The organism is Mangrovibacterium sp., from assembly GCF_041596335.1.
Lineage (GTDB): Bacteria > Bacteroidota > Bacteroidia > Bacteroidales > Prolixibacteraceae > Mangrovibacterium.
Genome location: NZ_JBFHIT010000003.1, coordinates 80,271 through 100,395 on the forward strand (window position 1 = coordinate 80,271; position 20,125 = coordinate 100,395).

Below are 20,125 nucleotides of genomic sequence, written 5' to 3' on the forward strand. Positions count from 1 at the left end.
GAAACATCGAGACCAATGAACCAATTCAAAACCAAACAATTTTTAGTGCTTGCGCTGAGCTTTTTTCTAAGCTTTTCCGCATCAGCGGTCGATATCTGGGTTTCTCCGGGAGGAAAGGATTCCGAACCCGGCACTCAAAGCCGGCCAATGGCATCGGTGCAGGCAGCACTCGAAAAAGCGAGAGACTTAAGACAAAAGAATAGCGGCTCAATAAAAGATGGAGTCCAAATCATTTTACAAGAGGGTGAATACTATCTGGCCAAACCGCTTCAGTTAGGGACTGAAGATTCGGGGACTGCTGCGTCACCGACCATCATCATGGCAGAAAAGCCGGACAAAGCCGTTATCAGCGGTGGTGTACTGGTAACCGACTGGCAGCAGGTTGAAGGCAATATTTACAAAGCGCGACTCAATCGCGATAGCAAGCTGCGCAGCCTGTTTGTCAACGGCAAGCGCAAGCGCATGGCCGGAACCGATGTGCCGGTCAATGGATTAGGAAACTGGGGTAAATTCACCATTGAAGGAAATGAAACTTGGGCTTTTGGCGCAGGTACGGCGATTGACGGGATAAAATTTGCGTCGAACGATATCCGACAGTATAAAAATCCGGGCGATGTTGAATTGGTTCAGTTTAATATCTGGACTGAAAAGATACTTTGCGCCCGAGATATGGAGCAACTGGGCGATACTACGATTATAAAACTGCAGCAGCCCTACGGTGCGATAGCCACAACGATGGCCTGGGCCGGAAAAATCAACTACAAAAAAAGCTTTGTAGTTCGCAATGCGTTGGAACTGCTCGATTCACCGGGTGAGTTTTACTTCGACCGGAAAAGTCAAACGCTTTATTATTATAGTGATGGCGAAGATATGGCTACTGTAAAGGCCATTGCTCCCATGGCTGAAGGCTTGGTTCAGATCAAAGGCAGGTCAGCATCTGAACGGGTGAAAAATATTCGCTTCGAGGGAATCACCTTCTCGCACGACCATTGGCAACTGATGGACGTGGCCGATTCGCACGGCTTTGCCGGTATCCAAAGTTTGGGGCTGGCCACGAAATACATACCCGGCGGCAACTGGCACCCAACCGAGTATAACAGCACCGATGTTCCGGGGGGAGCTATTCAGGTTGAAAATGCCGAAAGCATCGAATTCGTTCGCAATAGCTTCGAGGGCATCAGCTCGGGAATCGCCATCAACTTGGTGAACGATGTGAAAAACAGCCGGGTTGAAGGCAACTATTTCCACGACCTGCTGGGCAATGCCGTCAATATTGGCCATCCGCAGCACTATAAAATCGGCGACGGCAACATTTTCCCCGAAAGCGTTGAAGGCCTTTGCGAGAACAACCGGGTGGCCAACAACTACCTTCGCAATGTTTGTCTCGATTTCAGACAGGTCGAAGGGATCACCTCGTTTTTTGTGGCCAATACCGAAATTGTGCACAACGACGTGGAAGGCACGCCCTACGGCGCGATTGTTTGCGGTTGGTGGTGGGGCAATTCTGAACTTGCAGCTTCAACAGAGGCTAAAAACAATACGATAAGTTTCAATCGTGCAGGCAATACGCACAATGTCCTCGATGATGGGGGCATCATTTACTTGTTGGGCGAGCAGCCCGGAACGGTGGTCGAAGGTAATTATGTGTTCAATGGGCCGCGTTGCATTTATCCGGACGATGGCTCGGCTTACCTGACCATCAAACGGAATGTTGTTGGTAACGACAGCTATAAATGGATGTGGTTGCACCTATGGACAAAACGCTGCCACGACATTACCGCTCGCGAAAATTACGTGAAGAACAACCTGCTGATGGACAATGGCACAAATAATACCATTGAAAAAACCTACTCGTTCCGCGAAGATGAATGGTCGGACGAAGCACTGAAAATAATTGAAAATGCGGGTATTCAAGATGAATTCAAGGATATTATACCCGAATCTGAACCTGATAAAATTAGTATACACCCGGCTGGTTTTAAGGAGCGGGACGTATTTCATTAAAATCCGGGTGACGCGGTTTCTGACCGTGTTAGTTAAGGGAAGGACGACTAAAGCAGCGGTTTCTAACCACTGCACCCATGGCAGAACCGAGGTGAACCCGTGTAAGCGGGAAACATGAAGCAAGAAACCGAAAACTAAAAACTAAATGAATCAGACGAACATCCATAATCTTCTGTCAACGTCAGTACTGGCGTTGTTGCTGTTGGTAGCTTGTCAATCTAAAAATTCTCCAAAATCGGATGAATCGGCGGCTTTGGTGGCGGTTGACCGTGTTGCATTCGAACTGATTCTGGACGACGTTACACGACTGGATTCACTGTTAAATCAGATTGACGAAATCAGCATGGATAGTTATCAATGGAAGAATCATATTGTATTGTTTGGAGAAGTAAAGGATACTATAGGTGTTCGGGATTTGTTGTTAAATACTGGTGTCAATCTAAAAATTAAAACTTACGACAATCCTTTCTATGTTTTTGACAGGGAGCAGCATTGCGGCGATAGTTTGGTTTTAAAGCCTTGGAAGAATTACCTGTTGACGGCCAATCTGGTTGCCGACTCTCTTCTTCAAAAGGAATATATGCACTACCATGCAGTACAGTTTGACAAGTGGCCCGAAGTGGCCAATGGCTTTTGCAACGCTCAGTTTCAGCAACTGCTGGTGTATCGAAACGAGCGGCAGTTGATGCTGGTTATATCCGTTCCGGCCGACAAAACGCTCGACGAACTGAATCCGATAACCGAAGAAAATAATCCTCGGGTGGCCGAATGGAACCAATTGATGAGCCGGTATCAGGAGGGAATAGCGGGAACAGCACCGGGTGAGTCCTGGGTGTTTTTCGAACCGGTTTCGCAATGAAAAAATAGAAACAATTTTTATTAAACAATAGAACAGATAACAAATGAATTTTCGACGATTAAAAAGCACATTTATATTGCTGGTGATTTTAGCAGCATTTAGCGGATGTACCGGAAAAGGAACGATACTAATTGTTTCGGAGCAGACGAACCCCCGTGAGCAATACGGAGTTGAACGACTATCAGCCCAATTGAAATTGGTTGGTTATCAGGTTGAACTTTCAAACGAAATAAAGGAATCGAAGCAGCCCAGGATTGTACTTGAACACATTCAGGGCGATAGCCTGACTCTTCCAGCCGGTTTGGAGCACAAGGCATTTTCGACCACCGATGAAGGTTTTTCAATCGAGACCAAAGCAACCGAAATTTACATTCGGTCGACGGGAAGCAGCGGCATTTTATACGGATGTATGGAATTGGCTGACCGGATTCAGCAAGAACAGAAATTACCTCGGGAAATTCAGATAGACGACCAGCCAGAAATGGTCATGCGCGGAACGTGTATCGGACTTCAAAAAACAAGTTATCTGCCCGGACGCGAAGTGTATGAGTATCCCTATACACCCGAAACTTTTCCTTGGTTTTACGATAAAGAACTTTGGATCCAGTACCTAGATATGATGGTTGAAAACCGTTACAATTCGCTGTATTTGTGGAATGGTCATCCTTTCGCGTCGCTGGTCAAACTCGACGACTATCCCTACGCTGTTGAAGTCGATGATGCAACTTTCGAGAAAAATAAAGAGATATTTGCCTTTTTGACCACCGAAGCCGAAAAACGTGGGATTTGGGTCATTCAAATGTTTTATAATATTATTGTGTCGAAACCATTTGCCGAGCAAAACAACCTCGAAACGCAGGATCGGAACCGGCCAATTGTGCCGATCATTGCAGACTACACCCGAAAAAGCATTGCCGCCTTCATCGAAAACTATCCGAACGTAGGCTTGCTCGTTACCTTAGGCGAGGCTATGAATACCATCGACGACGATGTGGAATGGTTTTCAAAGACTATTATTCCCGGTGTGCAGGACGGCCTGAAAGCCCTGGGTTCGACTCACGAGCCACCCATCGTTTTGCGTGGTCACGACACCGATGCCGAGCGGGTAATGCAGGCATCGCTGCCGATTTACAAGAATCTCTACACCATGTTTAAATACAACGGCGAGTCGTTAACGACCTATAATCCGCGCGATTCGTGGTCGTCAATACCTACTGCGTTAAGCGAATTGGGCTCGGTGCATATTTCCAATGTGCACATTTTGGCCAACCTGGAGCCGTTTCGTTATGCCTCTCCCGACTTCATCCAGAAAAGTGTGCAGGCCATGCACTCCGAACAGGGAGCCAATGGTTTGCATTTGTATCCGCAGGCTTCGTATTGGGATTGGCCCTACACCGCAGACAATACGCCTGAACGACTGCTCGAAATCGATCGCGACCGCATGTGGTACGACGCGTGGGCCCGCTACGCCTGGAAAGCCAAGCGCGACCGGAACGACGAAATCAGCTATTGGGCCGGTAAGCTGAACGAATTTTACGGAAGCAAAACCGCCGGCGAAAATTTACTGACCGCCTACGAAGAAAGCGGCGAAATTGCGCCAAAGCTCTTGCGAACCTTCGGTATTTCGGACGGCAACCGCCAAACCCTTCTTTTGGGCATGTTCATGGGGCAGCTGGTCAACCCGCAGAAATACAATGTGTACAGCAACTTCTGGACATCGAGCGGTCCCTTGAAAGAAGTCCTGCAGGTTTATGCTGAAAAGGAATTTAAAGGTGAAGCGCACGAGGGTGAAACTCCGCCGCAAATTATTGCCGAAGTGGCCGAACATGGCCGCAAAGCTGTTGCAGCAATCGAGGCTGTTTCAAGCCAAATTACCAAAAATAACGACGAGTTTGAACGACTGAAAAATGATATGCACTGCTACCAGGCATTTGCCGACTGCTTCGCAGAAAAAGCGAAAGCCGCAATGCTGGTGCTCAACTATAAATATTCGAATAAAATTGAAGACCTGGAAGCCGCCCTGCCGCATTTGGAGAAGGCTCTGGAGCACTACCAAAAGCTTGTCGACCTGACCAAAGATTCGTACCTGTATGCCAACAGCATGCAAACCGCTCAACGCCGAATACCGATTTCGGGAGTCGACGGTACCAACAAAACCTGGGTGGAGTTGCTGCCGCATTATCAAACGGAGCTCGATAACTTCAAACGAAACCTGCAAATGTTAAAAGACAACGGCGGACAGATGTCGTCAGTTCATCCGAAGTTGAAATCAGTTGAAGTGCATGTTCTCAATGCCGAAGGCAAACGCTATTCGCTTAAGGAAGGCGTACAGGTTTACTCCGACAATAAAGCAAAAATTGCAGCGGTGTCCGATGAATTGAAAAACTTATCGGGTGTGCAGTTTTCAGATGACGCGCAGCGCGAAAACGGAACAGTTTTGCGATTTAAAACCGATAAGCCAGTGAAAGTGGTCGTGGGCTATTTCAATACCAACAGCTATTCGGTTTTGGAGCCACCAACGCTCGAAACCAATGCTGCAGCCAACGATCGGGGGCAGGCTGATATTAAAATTGCCAATGCCATCGACCTTCCCGGCTTGTATCCGGTAAATGTGTACACCTATCAATTTGAAGCAGGCGAGCAGGAGCTGGTTTTAGGAAAAGGACGTGTCCTGATTCTGGGCTTTATGGATGCCGGGCAGGAAATTGAGATCCACGATGCCGGTATGGTAGACGACCCGAATGGCCCAGCTGTTGACTGGTTGTTTTATTAGAAGGAAAGATATGAGATATAAGAAATGAGAGAGGACGATGAGAGACACGAAGAAGAATTTCAGCATTGAGAAAGGATATAAAATGAGACAATTTTTGATAGGGCTACTTTTTATTGGGTTTGCAACGAATGGCGCGGCACAGCCTGGGACGAAATTAAAACTTTGGTACGACGAACCGGCCTACAAATGGACAGAAGCGCTTCCCATCGGAAACGGCCGGCTGGCCGCCATGATTTACGGCACAACCGGCGTTGAACAAATTCAGCTGAATGAAGAAACGATCTGGTCAGGGGGACCAAATAACAATACCAATCCTGAAATGGCCAAGGTGCTCCCTGAGATTACCCGTTTGTTCTTCGAAGGGAAATACCAGGAAGCTGATGATTTGGCAAATGCCGAAAAACGGGCAAAGAACAACGGGATGAAATACCAACCGGTTGGTAATCTTTGGCTGACCTTTCCGGGGCATGAAGAAGTGAACAACTATTATCGGGATTTGAATATTGAAGATGCTATTTCAACCGTGAAGTATCAGCTTGATGGTGTTGAATACACCCGCGAGTATTTTGCCTCGCTGGACAACGGTACAATCATGGTTCGTCTGACTGCCAGCGAAAAAGGGAAGATAAACTGCACCCTGGGGATGGATTGCGACTTGCGCAGCCGAGTCCTGGTTGAAAACGATTCGACGATTCATTTGTCGGGCATTACCGATGACCACGAAGGGGTTTTGGGACAGGTTCGTTTTGAAGCTCTGGTGAAACCACTTGTAAAAGGCGGTGAAATAAAGCTGCTCGATAGGGGATTGAAAATTGAGCAGGCTGATGAAGCAACCATTTTCATTTCAATCGCTTCAAACTTTAAAAATTACCGGGACATCAGCGGCGATGGCTTTGCCAAAGCCGATTCCATTTTAAAGAAAGCTCTTCAAACCGACTACGAAACGGCTAAAGGCAGACATCAGGAAATTTACCGGCATTTTTTCAAGCGCTCAACGCTCGATTTGGGTGACAGCGGCGCTTCTGCCAAAACAACCGATCAGCGAGTGGTTGATTTCAAAAACGGTGACGATCCGCAGTTGGTGAGTCTTTACTTTCAGTTTGGCCGCTACCTGATGATTTCAGGATCGCAACCGGGAAGTCAACCAATGAACCTGCAGGGTAAATGGAACGATCGCGTGGATCCGCCATGGGATTGCAAGTATACCACCAATATAAACGCTGAAATGAATTACTGGCCGGCCGAGCTGACCAATCTTTCGGAGCTGCACGAGCCTTTCCTGAAAATGGTGAAAGAGCTTTCGCAAAGCGGACAGGAGACTGCGAGGATACTTTATGACGCTCGCGGTTGGGTGCTGCACCACAATACTGATATCTGGCGCATTACCGGACCGGTTGACTGGGCTCGGTCTGGTCTTTGGCCAACGGGCGGCGCCTGGGTTTGCCAGCATTTGTGGGAACATTATCAGCATACCGGCGACCGGGAATTTCTGGCCGACGCTTATCCGGCCATGAAAGGTGCTGCCGAATTTTTACTCGATATCTTAATTGAAGAACCTACACATGGCTGGTTGGTGATTGGCCCGTCGGTATCACCGGAAAATAATTATCTGCCCAAAATAAACGTCGGAGTTGGAAATACGATGGACAACCAGCTGGTGTTCGACCTGTTTTCGAATGTCATTCGCACAGCTAAAACTTTAGGGGTGGATGCAGCCTTTGCCGATTCGCTGGCCACCGCCAAAGATCGGTTGCCGCCCATGCAAATCGGCCAGCACAGCCAATTGCAGGAGTGGATCAAGGATTGGGATCGCATAGACGATACGCACCGTCACGTCTCGCATTTGTACAGCGTTTATCCGAGCAACCAGATTTCGCCTTTCCGCTCACCGGAACTTTTTCAGGCAGCCAAAAACTCACTCATTTATCGCGGCGATGTGTCTACCGGCTGGTCAATGGGCTGGAAGGTGAACCTCTGGGCTCGCTTTATGGATGGCGACCATGCATTGAAGCTGATTGGTGACCAGTTGTCGCCATCGCTACCCAATGAAAAGGGAAAGGAAACAGGCGGAACATATCCGAATTTATTCGATGCGCACCCGCCTTTCCAAATCGACGGGAACTTTGGCTGCACTGCCGGTATTGCCGAAATGTTGATGCAGAGCTATGATGGCTTTGTGAATATTTTGCCGGCTTTGCCCACGAAATGGCAAAAAGGCGAAGTGACCGGTCTGGTGGCTCGTGGCGGTTTTGTGATCGACATCCGCTGGGAAAACGGAAAGGTTGTTGAGTTGATTGTGGAGTCGAAGTTGGGCGGCAATCTTCGGATTCGTTCGCTCGATCAGCTGGTCAATGTTGAGGGAGAAAAATTGCTGCTTGCCAATGGTGAAAATCAAAATCCTTACTATCAGCTAAATCCGGTGAAGACCCCTTTGATTTCAAAAAAGGCGAAACTGAAAAAAACAAAGCTGGCAAAAACCTGGATGTATGATTTTCCGACCGAAGCTGGTAAAATATACACCTTCAAAGCGGTAAACTAACGATGAAGAATTCCTTCCAACTAAAAAATAAAATGGTGAATGCCTGCTTGTTGGCGAGCTTGTTTTTTATGCTGACACAAGTGGGGCAGGCTCAACCGATCGATAAAAAAAATCAGGTTCGCCAGCAGGTATTGTTGAATGCTGACTGGCAAACGGTGTTGCTGGACGACAAAGAGGCTTCCGGTTTTCAAGATCCTGACTTTCGGTATGAGAACTGGAAACAAGTCAACATACCCCACAATTGGGACGATTACGGTGGCTTCCGCCGTTTGGTACATGGTAATCTGCACGGTTCGGCGTTCTACCGCAAGACGTTCTCGGTTCAGAAGATTGAAAAGAATAAACAATATTTCCTTTGGTTCGAAGGTGTTGGATCTTATGCCACTGTTTGGCTGAACGGCGATTCAATTGGCTACCACGCCGGTGGCCGCACTTCGTTTACATTGGATGTCACTTCTGCTTTGAACGAAGGACAAAACCTCCTGTCTGTTCGGGCCGATCATCCGGCTGAGATTCGCGATTTGCCTTGGGTTTGCGGAGGTTGCAGCTCGGAGTGGGGTTTTTCGGAAGGAAGCCAGCCGCTGGGTGTTTTTCGTCCGGTGCACCTGATTGTGACTGATGACGTTCGGATTGAACCTTTTGGTGTACACATCTGGAACGATAAAAATATTAGTGCTGAAAAAGCAACTTTGAATTTGACAACCGAAGTTCGCAACTACGGCGAAAAGACCAGGAAACTGAAAGTTGTCAGCCGGTTGTTGAGCGCGGAAGGAGACTTAGTCGCCGAAACTACGGCTTCGGTTTCGGTGAAGCCGGGCGTAACAGATACGGTGGCGCAACAAATGCCGGATATTCAAAATCCGGAGCTTTGGTCACTCGAAAATCCCTATCTGTACATTCTTGAAACCTCGGTCTACGAGGGCAAAAAACTGCTCGACCAATTGCATACTTCTTATGGAATCCGATGGATCAACTGGGACATTCACCACGAGGGAGCAACCAATCGTTTCTACCTGAACGGGAAGCCGGTTCTGATTAACGGAACCGCCGAGTACGAACACCTGATGGGGCGAAGCCATGCTTTTACCGATGAACAAATCAAGTCGCGTGTTGCGCAAGTGCATGACGCCGGATACAACTCGTTTCGCGATGCACACCAGCCGCACAACTTACGCTACCAGGAATATTGGGACAGCCTGGGGATTTTGTGGTGGCCGCAAATGGCCGCACACATCTGGTTCGACAATCAGGCCTTCCGCGATAATTTTAAACAATTATTGACCGATTGGATGCGCGAACGACGCAATAGCCCGTCCGTCATTTTGTGGGGACTGGAAAACGAAAGTACGCTGCCAACAGATTTTGCCGAAGAGTGTTCGGCGCTGATTCGAAAACTCGACCCCTCTACAAGTTCACAGCGACTGATAACAACCTGCAACGGCGGAACCGGAACCGACTGGAATGTCATTCAAAACTGGTCGGGAACGTACGGTGGTAATCCGGAGGCCTATGATGAGGAAATATCGAGGCAATTGCTGAATGGTGAATACGGCGCCTGGCGCAGTATCGACCTGCACACCGAAGGGGAGTTTGAGCAGGACGGAATATGGAGTGAAGATCGCTTCAACTTATTGATGGAGTCAAAGATCCGCCTGGCAGAGAAAGCTGGCGATCGTATATGCGGCCAGTATCACTGGTTGCTGAATTCGCACGAAAACCCGGGCCGCACGCAGGGAGGGGAAGGTACTCGAGAACTTGACAGGCTTGGCCCGGTAAATTATAAAGGGTTGATTTCAGCCTGGGGTGAAATGCTAGATGGCTGGTACATGTACCGCGCCAATTATGTTTCATCCAAAGAGCAACCGATGGTTTACCTGGTTTCGCATACCTGGCCCGATCGATGGATGACGCCCGGCCTAAAGGATGGCATTCGTGTGTTTTCGAATTGCGATGAAGTGGAGCTGTTTAACGGCCTGCGCGAAAAGTCGCTCGGGAAACTGAAAAATCCGGGGCGCGGACAGCATTTCGTCTGGAATCAAGCCGATATTCAAAATAACGTGCTAGTTGCAGTTGGCTATGTTGGTGGAGTGGCAGTGGCGAGCGATGTAATTGTCGTTCACCATTTACCAGAAGCTAAAAACATAGAAAAACTGGCTGGTGACCTTCAACCTTTAAATGAAAATACCGATCGTAATTATTTGTACCGGGTTAATTGCGGAGGCGCTGAATATATCGACCGCGCCGGTAACCGATGGGAAGCCGATGTGCGTTGGGATGGCGGCAACAGTTGGGGCTCGCGTTCGTGGACGGACGACTACCCCGGATTGCCCGCTTTTTATGGCAGTCAGCGCCAAACCTGCGATCCGATTGAAAGTACAATGGATTGGCCCCTTTTACAGTCGTTCCGCTACGGACAGCATAAACTGAGCTACCATTTTCCCGTTCCCGACGGTAACTGCGAGGTAGAATTGTATTTCATAGAACCTTGGTACGGAACCGGCGGTAGCCTGAATTGCGAAGACTGGCGAGTGTTTGACGTGGCTGTGAACGATAAAATTGTATTAAAAGATCTGGATATTTGGAAAGAAGTCGGACACGACCGAATGATGAAAAAGACAGTTTCGGTTGAGGTGACAGATGGCCGGCTTGAACTGAGCTTCCCGCAAGTAAAATCGGGACAGGCGGTGATCTCGGCCATTGCAATTTCGTCGGCCGACGAATCACTCAAAGCGGTTCCGGCTTCCGAAAAACTCCTTCAATTAAAAGCTGAAACAAAAGACTGGACAACACAAAGCTGGTTGAATACGGGCGACGCAATTGATGAAGCAAACACCTGCCAATTTGCAGAACTCCCACCTGTACTTTACAGTGCCGAGTGGCTAAAACCAACGAATATCAATAATCCGGGGAGCATTGATTTCTCAACCCGAACAGATGCGGATATTTTCCTGGCGCTGAAGGATTCGTTGAATGTTCCTGCCGGTTTCAAATCTTCGCCAAAGGGGAAAGTGAGAACCAATGCCGATGGAGGAACTTCTTACATGCTTTATCAGCAGCGGGTAAAGGCCGGAGCTTTGATTGTTATTCCGGAATTCAGCGGAGCTTTTGGACTGCTGGCTGCCGTTCCGGTTTCAACCCTCGATGATGCCCGCGATTTGCGCCCATCTGTGACTTATCAGGCGTCTGATGCTGAAAATTTGGGTAACGGGCAGGCGGAAGAAAAATGGGAAAAACCGGCGCGAAGAGTTGAAGGGGAAAGTGATGCGATCCTTTGGACTTTTCAGGTTGGGCTGGCTTCGAAATATGGCCTCGAGATTCGCTACTCCAATCCGTCAAACCGGACGATTCACGCTGAATTGAGTATTGAAAGTCTGGATGGCCGGCCGATGAGTTCGGCCAAACTGGAATTTGATCCATCCGGCGACCGCTGGCGCAGTTTACGAACTGATACCGGATCGATTATTAACGCCGGAACCTATAAACTGACCATCAAACTTAACGAAGAAGGGCCGATGTGGTTTAACTTTTTGAAAGTACAGTAGGAGGCAGCTGCAAGCTACAAGCTACAAGCTACGAGAGACAATTGCTGATGCCTGAAACTTGCAGCCAGTAGCTTGAAGCTAAAAATATATTTCAAACCGAATATGAAACGAACCAATTTTCAACTCATCGATTTTCTGGATTTCGATCCCGCATTTCCGGGAAATGAATTTCTGTGGAAGTGCGGCGAACCTGCGGAGGTGCGGGAAGATAAGGGAGACATCGTCTTCTACATCCCTTTTCAGCGGCAGAAGCCAATGAATGACATCGTGGCTGATCCGGAACTTGCTCCGAATTATCATCAATTGCGGCTGCGGGCCTACAATGATAAAATAGTGAGAATTGCAATCGGGATCGGTTGTGAGGATATGCCTGAATCGGAAGTGTTGCAGTTTCATCAGTCGGTGAAGCAAACGCCATTGAAGCTGCAAACAACGGACGATGCTTTTACGGTTACCGATGAAAAAGGTCATGTGAAAGCTAAATTGAATCGAAAACCTTTCAACCTGGATCACTGGAGCGACTTGTTGCCGGCAGCTGGTAAAGGCCTGGAATTGGCGCTTTATCCCGATTCTCAGAAAGAAGTTCGACTCAGTGCTTACGACCAGTTCTTTCCGGCGCGGCACGACGCTTTTGCCCTGGCTTACGTGGAAGAAAACGGTCAGGTGCGCAGTACAACCATGTCGTTTCATTGCGAGCCCGATGAATGTTTTGCCGGAACCGGCGAGCGGTTTACGAAGATGGATCTGGTAGGCCAGACTTTTCAGCTTAAAAACCAGGACGGGCAGGGGGTGAATAACCGCCGTACCTATAAAAATGTACCTTTCCTGCTGTCGAGCCGAAAGTATGGCGTTTTTATGCACACCACAGCCCATTCGAAATTTTCGGTGGCCGATCATTCCAGTCGCTCGGTGCAGCTGTTGAGCGAAGAGCCTTCGCTGGATGTGTTTTTCATCGGCGGTGACTCTCCCGAAGAAATATTATACAATTACCGCTGTTTGACGGGCTTCCCGACCATGCTTCCGTTGTGGAGTTTCGGTACCTGGATGAGCCGCATGACCTATTTTTCGGAGGATGAAGTGAATGAAATTTGTGATCGCATGCGGAAGGAAGATTTTCCCTGTGATGTGATTCACCTCGATACCGGCTGGTTTGTGACCGACTGGTTGTGCGAGTGGAAATTCAACCCCGAACGCTTTCCCGATCCCGTGCGATTTGTGAAAAATCTACGGCAAAACGGCTATAAAGTCAGTCTGTGGCAAATGCCCTACATCGCTGCCGCTGCCGAGCAGCACGACGAAGCGCTGGCCAACAAATACATGTGTGTATTGGAGCAAACCGAAAAGCAGGGAGGCTCTAATTTCAGCGCGCTCGATTATGCTGGAACCATCGATTTTACCTATCCGAAAGCCGTTGAATGGTACAAAGGATTGTTGCGCGAACTGCTCGAAATGGGAGTTGTTTGCATCAAAACCGATTTTGGTGAAGACATTCATATGCAGGCTCGTTATCACGGAATGGAAGCTGAAAAACTGAATAACCTTTACGCGCTGCTTTATCAGAAGGCAGCCTACGAAATCACTCAGCAGGTAACCGGCGATGGTATTGTTTGGGCACGCGCCGGCTGGGCTGGTTGTCAACGTTATCCGCTGCATTGGGGTGGCGACTCGGCCTGCTCGTGGGACGGATTGGCTGGATCGCTGAAAGGCGGCCTGCACCTTGGCCTTTCCGGTTTTGGCTATTGGAGTCACGATGTTCCCGGCTTTCACAGCGTTCCCGATTTCATGAACTCGGTGGTGCCCGACGATCTTTACGTTCGCTGGACCCAGTTCGGCGTATTCTCCTCGCATCTGCGCTACCATGGCACCTCGAAACGCGAGCCTTACGAGTTTCCGAACATCGCCGGAATCGTCCGCAAATGGCTGAAACTGCGCTATGCTCTCATTCCTTATCTGGTGCAGCAAAGTGAACTGACAACACAGTCGGGTTATCCAATATTGAGGTCTTTGGTTTTTCATCACCCGGACGACCAAATGTGCTGGCACATCGACAATCAATATTATTTCGGCGACCACTTTCTGGTTGCACCGGTTATGAATAGTGAAAACAAGCGGGATGTGTACTTGCCGGAAGGTGAATGGATCAACTTTTTCACCGGTGATCAGGTTCCAGGTGGCCGTTGGTTGAAGGAGTTTGAATGTCCGCTGGATGAAATGCCGGTTTGGGTGAAAGCAGGTTCTGAGATACCGGTATATCCGTTGCCGGTGAGCAATACCGATGAGATGGATTTGTCGAAAACAGTGAAGTTGAAATTTGATGAGAACTATCGCGGAATTGAAATAATTCTAAAGCACCTCCTGGCCTCCCCGGCGAGGAGGAACTGAAAACACGGCCAACACAACTTAGTGAGTTTAAAATGAAATTAGGCTGCCCATACAACGCGAAATGAACACGATGTACATTCAGAAACCCAAGGCGTTGCTATTGGGTTAAAATAAAGTAGCCGTTCAGGCAAAATTGGCATTTTAAAGGATATTCATTTTAAAGGATCGAAATCTTAAAAGTTAAGAAAAATGAATAAAAAACGACAAGCAGTTTCCCCTCCTTTGGAGGGGTTAGGGGAGGCTTCCTGGAAAAGCAACTGGGAAGAATCGAAAAAACATTATACCGATTGGTGGAATGGGAAGGGCCTTGTACTGAGTATGTGGGAACACTTGCAGGAAGGAGTCAAACCACATGCAACAGTTGCCCCACCAGCGGATGCAAAAGATCTCAAACAATATTGGTTCGATCCGCAATGGCGGGCTGATAACCTGCACTATCAACTGTCGCGCAGTTCTTTTATGGCCGACATTCCGCCCGTTGCCAATACCCATTTAGGGCCCGGTTCGCTGGCAGCATTGTTGGGAGCCGAGCTGGATGGCGGCCCGGATACCATCTGGATCAGACACAAGCCGGGGGGAGAAATGAACCTGAAGTTCGACGAAAATCACCCGATGTGGAAGCTTCATGTTGACCTGTTGAAAGCCTGCAAAGCCAATGCGCAAGGGAACTACTATGTGGGCTGCCCCGATTTGGTGGAGGGGCTCGATGTGCTAGCCAGCATCCGCGGAACACAGGATGTGTTGATGGACATGATCATGCAACCCGATGAACTGGCACAACAGCTTCAGCAAATTAATGAGGTGTATTTTGAAGCGTTTGACCGCATTTACAACATCATTCGTGAAGGCGACGAAAGTACCTTCTGTTATTTTTCGCTTTGGGCGCCTGGTACGGTTTCCAAGTTGCAGTCAGATATTTCGATCATGATTTCGGAGGACGACTACCGGCAGTTTGTGCAGCCCTACATCAGGCAACAATGCCAAAAAATCGACTATACACTTTATCACCTCGATGGGGTGGGAGCGCAACGCCACCTGGATGCGCTGCTCGAAATCGATGAATTGAATGCCATTCAGTGGACTCCGGGCGTTGGCGAACCGCAAGGCGGGAATCCCTGTTGGTTCGATCTGTACAAAAAAATATTGGCGGGCGGAAAATCCGTTATGGCGAACTGGGTGACTTTGGCCGAGCTGGAGCCCTTGCTCGACACGGTCGGCAACCAGGGCTTGCACATCAATGTCGATTTTAAGAATGAACGCGATATTGAAGCTGCACTGAAAATTGTGGAGAAATACCGAAGCCCCCTCTGACTCCCCATGGGGGGAGAAAGAAACTTGTCCCGTCCTTATCTGAATGGAATGGGGGAATGAAGCTGCTTTCTACGTAAATAGTAAAAGTTCATACATGGCAATTAGAATGGAATAGGCTAAGTAATAATTCTTCAAATAAAATGAAAATTAAAACTCCCCTCCTTTGGAGGGGTTTGGGGGAGGCTGTTATGTTACGATTAGGAATTTTAGGGATTGGGGAAGGCAGAAGCACGATGTCGGCTGCCTTGAAGAGTGAGAAATGGGAGCTGAAAATGATTTGCGACCGGAATGAGGAATTGTGTAAGCAGCGTGGAAAGGAATTCGATTTTCACCATTACACGTTGAACTATGAGGATATGCTGAATGATCCGGAGATCGACGTCATTGGCATTTATACACCCGATCATTTGCATGCGACACACATTAAACTGGCTTTGTTGGCCGGCAAGCATGTCGTTTGTACCAAACCGCTGATCGATAATCTGGCTGATGCAGAAGAGCTGTTGCGCATTAGCGACGAAACCGGCAAAAAGGTTTTTGTGGGACAAAGTTCGCGCTTTTTCGAGCCGATGAAACGGCAGCGAAAGGACTACGAGGAAGGCCTGATCGGTGAACTGGTGACTGTTGAGGCGAATTATAATGCCGACCATCGCTGGTTTTTGGGTAAAGGCTGGTCGTTGCAGGAAAGCTTTATGTGGCTGTACGGTGGGTTGAGTCATCCCGTTGATTTTATTCGCTGGTACTTGCCGAATATCGAAGAAGTGATGGGCTACGGCATGCTCAGTCCGAATGGGCGCCAGGGGGGCTTGAAGAATGAGGACACCATGCACTTCATTTTTAAAACAAGCGATGGCCGCGTGGCCAGTGTGAGCGGAACCTACACTTGTCCGGTGCAGCCCATGCAGCGCGAAAGTGAAATGACCTGTATCCTGAGGGGAACGGAAGGTGCCAGTCAGGGCGATTACATGGATCTGCGTTATGCCATTACCGACAAAACCGGTGAAGAGCGCATCATTACCTGGGAACACAAATTGAAACACTATTTCCGCTTTGAAGGAAAATCGCATCATGCCGGCGAATACCAGAATTACCTCGAATATTTTGCCGAATGTCTTGAAAGCGGCCAGACAGCCTATCCCGATTTGCGCGAAGGAATTGGCACGATCGCCGTGTTGAAAGCGATGGAAGAATCGCTGAAAACCGGAATGCCGGTAAAAGTAAAAAGCCCGCTGGATGATCTGCCCGGATAAACAAACCTAAACTTAGAACATGGAGAGTATTTATAGCTTCTTAAAACCAATCGATTTTGTTGTTGTCGTCATTTACCTGATTGTTTTAATCGGAATTGGCTATTGGGTCAGTTTTGTGAAGAAACGCGATGAAGACGAAAACCTCTTTCTGGCCGGAAAGACACTCGGCTGGTCGAGCATCGGCCTGACAATGTGGGGAACCAATGTGGGGCCCTCAATGCTGATTGCATCTGCCAGTATTGGTTACACCACCGGTATTGTTGCCGGAAATTTCGGCTGGTACGCCTTTGTATTTATTTTGTTGCTGTCGCTGGTTTTTGCTCCACGCTACCTCGGGGCCAATGTGCAAACGCTTCCCGAGTTTATGGGCAAGCGCTTCGGACAATCAACCCGCAGTATTTTGGCCTGGTACACACTGGCTACCATTCTGATTTCGTGGCTGGCGCTGACCCTGTTTGCCGGAGGCATTCTGGTAGGGCAGATTCTTGATCTACCGCTTTGGATTTCAGTGATTATTCTGGTTGTCATTGCGGGCTTTTTTACCATTGCCGGAGGCTTGAAGGCCATTGCTTATACCAATGTATTTCAGATGATTTTGCTGATCGGCGTTTCGCTGGTTCTGACGGTTGTCGGTCTGGTTAAAGCCGGTGGACCGATGGCTGTTTTTGAGAATACACCCGGTAACTACTGGAATTTATTGCTGCCGATGGACAATGAAAGTTATCCTTGGTTAGCCATTGTGTTGGGTTATCCGGTCATGGGGGTTTGGTTTTGGTGTACCGACCAGTCGATGGTGCAATCGGTACTGGGGGCCAAAAACCTGAAACAGGGACAACTTGGCGCGAACTTCACGGGCTGGCTGAAAATTCTGGATGTGGCGCTTTTCATCATTCCCGGTATTACCTGCTTTGTGCTGTTCCCGAATCTGGCAGATCCGGATGAAGCCTACATGACCATGGTGACCCGCCTGCTCCCTTCCGGAATGATCGGAATGGTGATGGCTGTATTGATTGCCGCTTTGGTAAGTACCATCGATTCGGCGCTGAACTCGTTGAGCACCGTTTTTACCATGGATATTTATGTGAAAAAATTCCGCCCCGATGCCAGCCAAAAGGAAATTGTGAACATCGGGCGCATTGTTACTGTGTTAGGGGCTGCTATTGCCGTTGTGCTGGCTGTTGGGATCGACAGTATCAAAGGACTGAATCTGTTCGATGTTTTTCAGGCCATCCTTGGATTTATCGCGCCGCCCATGTCGGTGGTGTTCTTGTTCGGCGTGCTGTGGAAGAAGACCAGTCGTAAAGCAGCCAACTTTATTTTATCGGTCGGAACCATTATTAGTCTGGGTACAGGAGTCATGTATTTGTGGATATTCCCAAATGAGGACTATGATTTCTGGCCACACTTCCTCTTACTTTCCTTTATCATTTTTGTTGCGCTTTCCATTCTCATCACCGTTATATCATTGGCTGACCATAAAACGGAAGGACAGAATACACTTGATTTTGGAACCCTCAGCAAAGCTTCCCCAAAGGTTATAGCATTGTGGGCCGCCCTGGTGGTTGTTATGGTAAGCTTGTATATTCTATTTAACGGTCATTAAATTTTTTGTAACCAACGTTGGAACATGTTTGAGTCAATAGATTCATATTTAGTTATTTAAACGTGATAGAATTAGAATATTGAATGATTATAGGTGTATGCCGGCTGCAAAATGATTCAGCCGGCATTTTTGATTTCCGGAGGGCAAACAATCAAAACTTCTTGAAATAAAAACGATTACATTATTGATCGTTAATGGAATAGTTAAAAGATTTAATATTAGTTGGATATTAAAATGTAAACGATTACATTTGAGCGGTAAATTTACCTCATGGTAACGTTTACATTATTTAATTAGACAACTCCGCTTTGCCGGAGCATTTAGTAACTTGTAAAACCAAAACTTATGAATGACAACAATTTTAGGTCGCCTTTTGAAGGGAAAAGGAAAAGCTTAAAATTTATTTCTTCAATTTGGCCGGGAGGCATTAGCCTTTTGAAATTGAAGCCGGGCGTTTTCTACCTGGTGGCTGTAGTATTGTTTCTTAGCGCTTGTGCTAAGGGATTTGATGACGAGTGGACTTTTACTCCGGGGGTAGAAAATGCAACATTGGAATCACCTAATGCTGAAAATGTTCAATTTATCCCAAGTGCTGACGGGTCAACTGTGAAGATCGTTTGGCCGGTCGTTTATGGTGCCGGAGGATACCAATTTTCGTTGTACATTGTCGATGATCCAACAAATCAGGTAGTCGTAGGTGCCGAAAATGAATTCGTGGACGGCGCGTCTGTGTCCCGCGAACTTTTGGAAGACACCAAGTATAAGGTAGTCCTGAAAACGCTTGGCAACGAGAAGTATAATAATAAAGAGGCTACTTCTTCGACCGACGTTAGTTTCAATACGCTGCTGGAGGCTACCATTATTCCTGATGGAACTGATCTTACGCAGTATTTCATCGAAAATCCGATTGTCGATACTGGAGTAGAACTTGGTTACGAGTTAGAGGCTGGCGGAACATATACTGTTTCCGGTGAAATTAATTTTGGAACCGCATTTGTAACCTTGCGCGGGAATAAAATTAATCGTGCTACCGTGACGATGAATGCCGGATTCAAATCTCAAGGTGGCGGTACTAAGTTCAAGTTTATCAATTTTGAATGCGCCAATATTCCAACTGATGGCATGTTCTTCGGATTTACAGATATTCCCGGAGGAGCAACAATCGTGAGCGATGCAGCTATTGTAACCAATCCAATCGTTTTCCAATCTTGTAATTTCATTGATTTGCCAGTTCCGTTATATTGGGATAATGGTATGAGCTATGCAGTTCAAACATTGTTGATCAAAGACGTAGTCGCCGAAATTATTGATGATGGGCGTGTAATCCGCAACTCAGCATCTGCTGGTTATGTGAAGGACTTCAAAATAGAAAATAGTACGGTGTATAAAAATAATACAGGTACTGATTACTTCATGCAAATGTCGACATCGAAACGGGCTCCGAATGATTTTGCTGATCTGGGGTGGGCTACTGCCAGCTTTACCTATTCAAATTGTACATTCTATGGTTTTGACCGCATGCATAACTCAAACCGTTATACTTACGGATGGGTATACACAACTGTTAAGAACTGTATCTTCTTGGAGATGCTTCGTGATCAGACTGCTCGTTACATTTTGCCGGGTAACCGCGTATATAGTGCTCCAGCGATCACGTTCGATAACAATACCTATTGGAGATTAGGTGCAGTAGAGAATTATGGCTCCTACGATAAGAGTGGTAAAACGCTTGATGAAGATCCACTTTGTGCAAATCCAGCCGGTGGAGACTTTACAGTGGGCAACCCGAATACGGTTTCAAGAACTATCGGTGACCCGCGTTGGTTTTAGAACCGATAATAAATAGAAGTTGAACGAATTTT

The 20,125-nt window shown here is 47.7% G+C and carries 10 protein-coding genes; all 10 read left to right on the forward strand.

What is annotated here, in order from left to right; all coding sequences use genetic code 11:
* Window positions 1–15 precede the first annotated feature (15 nt).
* The 10 genes from ABZD21_RS02275 (at window position 16) to ABZD21_RS02320 (ending at window position 20,093) form a co-directional block, all read left to right on the forward strand.
* A complete protein-coding gene (locus ABZD21_RS02275) occupies window positions 16–2,004 on the forward strand; it encodes a hypothetical protein (protein WP_372772585.1) in 1,989 nt (662 codons plus the stop codon).
* Window positions 2,005–2,149: 145 nt separating this feature from the next.
* Window positions 2,150–2,863, forward strand: coding sequence for an L-rhamnose mutarotase (locus ABZD21_RS02280; protein ID WP_372772587.1), 714 nt, complete (start codon window positions 2,150–2,152; stop codon window positions 2,861–2,863).
* Window positions 2,864–2,906: 43 nt separating this feature from the next.
* Entirely contained in the window at window positions 2,907–5,636 is a 2,730-nt protein-coding gene (locus ABZD21_RS02285; RefSeq protein WP_372772589.1) for a hypothetical protein, read from the forward strand.
* A gap of 37 nt (window positions 5,637–5,673) precedes the next feature.
* Window positions 5,674–8,175, forward strand: a complete 2,502-nt coding sequence (locus ABZD21_RS02290; protein WP_372772591.1) for a glycoside hydrolase N-terminal domain-containing protein — start codon at window positions 5,674–5,676, stop codon at window positions 8,173–8,175.
* Window positions 8,176–8,177: 2 nt separating this feature from the next.
* Complete coding sequence (locus ABZD21_RS02295; protein ID WP_372772593.1) at window positions 8,178–11,717, forward strand: malectin domain-containing carbohydrate-binding protein; 3,540 nt, start codon at window positions 8,178–8,180, stop codon at window positions 11,715–11,717.
* Window positions 11,718–11,819: 102 nt separating this feature from the next.
* Window positions 11,820–14,099 carry an alpha-xylosidase gene (locus ABZD21_RS02300; RefSeq protein ID WP_372772594.1) on the forward strand — a complete coding sequence of 760 codons (2,280 nt, stop codon included), beginning with the start codon at window positions 11,820–11,822 and terminating at the stop codon, window positions 14,097–14,099.
* A 189-nt stretch (window positions 14,100–14,288) separates the two neighbouring features.
* Window positions 14,289–15,410 carry a hypothetical protein gene (locus ABZD21_RS02305; RefSeq protein WP_372772596.1) on the forward strand — a complete coding sequence of 374 codons (1,122 nt, stop codon included), beginning with the start codon at window positions 14,289–14,291 and terminating at the stop codon, window positions 15,408–15,410.
* Window positions 15,411–15,550: 140 nt separating this feature from the next.
* On the forward strand, window positions 15,551–16,660 hold the full coding sequence (locus ABZD21_RS02310) for a Gfo/Idh/MocA family protein (RefSeq protein ID WP_372772598.1): 1,110 nt from the start codon (window positions 15,551–15,553) through the stop codon (window positions 16,658–16,660).
* A 19-nt stretch (window positions 16,661–16,679) separates the two neighbouring features.
* Window positions 16,680–18,263, forward strand: coding sequence for a sodium:solute symporter (locus ABZD21_RS02315; RefSeq protein WP_372772600.1), 1,584 nt, complete (start codon window positions 16,680–16,682; stop codon window positions 18,261–18,263).
* A 345-nt stretch (window positions 18,264–18,608) separates the two neighbouring features.
* Window positions 18,609–20,093 (forward strand): DUF4992 family lipoprotein, encoded by a 1,485-nt coding sequence (locus ABZD21_RS02320; RefSeq protein ID WP_372772601.1) that lies wholly within the window; start codon window positions 18,609–18,611, stop codon window positions 20,091–20,093.
* The last annotated feature ends 32 nt before the right edge of the window (window positions 20,094–20,125 follow it).

Bases quoted from the DNA above. Each gene is read 5' to 3' on its own strand.
- ABZD21_RS02315 (WP_372772600.1), top strand. From the start codon at position 16,680: ATGGAGAGTATTTATAGCTTCTTAAAACCAATCGATTTTGTTGTTGTC.
- ABZD21_RS02275 (WP_372772585.1), top strand. From the start codon at position 16: ATGAACCAATTCAAAACCAAACAATTTTTAGTGCTTGCGCTGAGCTTT.
- ABZD21_RS02280 (WP_372772587.1), top strand. From the start codon at position 2,150: ATGAATCAGACGAACATCCATAATCTTCTGTCAACGTCAGTACTGGCG.
- ABZD21_RS02300 (WP_372772594.1), top strand. From the start codon at position 11,820: ATGAAACGAACCAATTTTCAACTCATCGATTTTCTGGATTTCGATCCC.
- ABZD21_RS02295 (WP_372772593.1), top strand. From the start codon at position 8,178: ATGAAGAATTCCTTCCAACTAAAAAATAAAATGGTGAATGCCTGCTTG.
- ABZD21_RS02285 (WP_372772589.1), top strand. From the start codon at position 2,907: ATGAATTTTCGACGATTAAAAAGCACATTTATATTGCTGGTGATTTTA.
- ABZD21_RS02310 (WP_372772598.1), top strand. From the start codon at position 15,551: ATGAAAATTAAAACTCCCCTCCTTTGGAGGGGTTTGGGGGAGGCTGTT.
- ABZD21_RS02290 (WP_372772591.1), top strand. From the start codon at position 5,674: ATGAGAGACACGAAGAAGAATTTCAGCATTGAGAAAGGATATAAAATG.
- ABZD21_RS02320 (WP_372772601.1), top strand. From the start codon at position 18,609: ATGAATGACAACAATTTTAGGTCGCCTTTTGAAGGGAAAAGGAAAAGC.
- ABZD21_RS02305 (WP_372772596.1), top strand. From the start codon at position 14,289: ATGAATAAAAAACGACAAGCAGTTTCCCCTCCTTTGGAGGGGTTAGGG.